This window comes from Aeromonas sp. sif0611 (assembly GCF_019218845.1).
Lineage (GTDB): Bacteria > Pseudomonadota > Gammaproteobacteria > Enterobacterales > Aeromonadaceae > Aeromonas > Aeromonas media.
The window spans coordinates 1-1,434 of the sequence record NZ_JAHUWU010000019.1 but is presented as its reverse complement, the minus strand read 5'-3'; the positions used below and the strand labels follow the sequence as shown (position 1 = coordinate 1,434).

Here is a 1,434-nt window from a genome sequence, read left to right as displayed (position 1 = left end):
GGACCATTCCACTAACTTCCAAGAAACTTAAGGGCTAATCCCCGTTCGCTCGCCGCTACTGAGGGAATCTCGGTTGATTTCTTTTCCTCGGGGTACTTAGATGTTTCAGTTCTCCCGGTTCGCCTCGTTGCACTATGTATTCATGCAACGATACCTAGCTTATGCTAAGTGGGTTTCCCCATTCGGAAATCTGTGAGTAATAGCGTCTCTTACCGACTTCTCACAGCTTATCGCAGGTTAGTACGTCCTTCATCGCCTCTGACTGCCAAGGCATCCACCATGTACGCTTAGTCACTTAACCATACAACCCCAAGAAGTGTCGTCGAAACAACGCTTGCTTGTTGTCGTACAACAAGGACCAAAATAAATTTTGGTTTTCGCCAAGAAGTTTCCAAAGCACTTGTAACAAATGTTTGAGAACTACTTTTTAAATCAGCTTTCCAGATTGTTAAAGAGCAAACTTCGTAAAGAAGTCAAAGGCATTAACTGAATATTGCTATCCAATTCATGGCTTTGTCTTCTGACAAACACAGTACGATATGGTGGAGCTATGCGGGATCGAACCGCAGACCTCCTGCGTGCAAAGCAGGCGCTCTCCCAGCTGAGCTATAGCCCCGTAATCGAAGTGGTGGGTCTGAGTGGACTCGAACCACCGACCTCACCCTTATCAGGGGTGCGCTCTAACCACCTGAGCTACAGACCCACTTCGTGTACTGTCTCTAAACTTGAATCAAGGCAATCTGTGTGAACACTCAACAACACGACATCTTAAGGTAAGGAGGTGATCCAACCCCAGGTTCCCCTAGGGTTACCTTGTTACGACTTCACCCCAGTCATGAATCACACCGTGGTAAACGCCCTCCCGAAGGTTAAGCTATCTACTTCTGGTGCAACCCACTCCCATGGTGTGACGGGCGGTGTGTACAAGGCCCGGGAACGTATTCACCGCAACATTCTGATTTGCGATTACTAGCGATTCCGACTTCACGGAGTCGAGTTGCAGACTCCGATCCGGACTACGACGCGCTTTTTGGGATTCGCTCACTATCGCTAGCTTGCAGCCCTCTGTACGCGCCATTGTAGCACGTGTGTAGCCCTGGCCGTAAGGGCCATGATGACTTGACGTCATCCCCACCTTCCTCCGGTTTATCACCGGCAGTCTCCCTTGAGTTCCCACCATTACGTGCTGGCAACAAAGGACAGGGGTTGCGCTCGTTGCGGGACTTAACCCAACATCTCACGACACGAGCTGACGACAGCCATGCAGCACCTGTGTTCTGATTCCCGAAGGCACTCCCGCATCTCTGCAGGATTCCAGACATGTCAAGGCCAGGTAAGGTTCTTCGCGTTGCATCGAATTAAACCACATGCTCCACCGCTTGTGCGGGCCCCCGTCAATTCATTTGAGTTTTAACCTTGCGGCCGTACTCCCCA

General features: G+C 50.4%; 2 tRNA genes and 2 rRNA genes. All 4 read right to left on the bottom strand.

Annotated elements, in window-relative coordinates:
• Positions 1-301, bottom strand: a 23S ribosomal RNA gene (locus tag KW824_RS20565); the annotation flags it as partial.
• A gap of 239 nt (positions 302-540) precedes the next feature.
• Positions 541-616 (bottom strand) — tRNA-Ala (locus tag KW824_RS20560).
• A 10-nt stretch (positions 617-626) separates the two neighbouring features.
• Positions 627-703, bottom strand: a tRNA-Ile gene (locus KW824_RS20555).
• Positions 704-774: 71 nt separating this feature from the next.
• Positions 775-1,434, bottom strand: a 16S ribosomal RNA gene (locus tag KW824_RS20550); the annotation flags it as partial.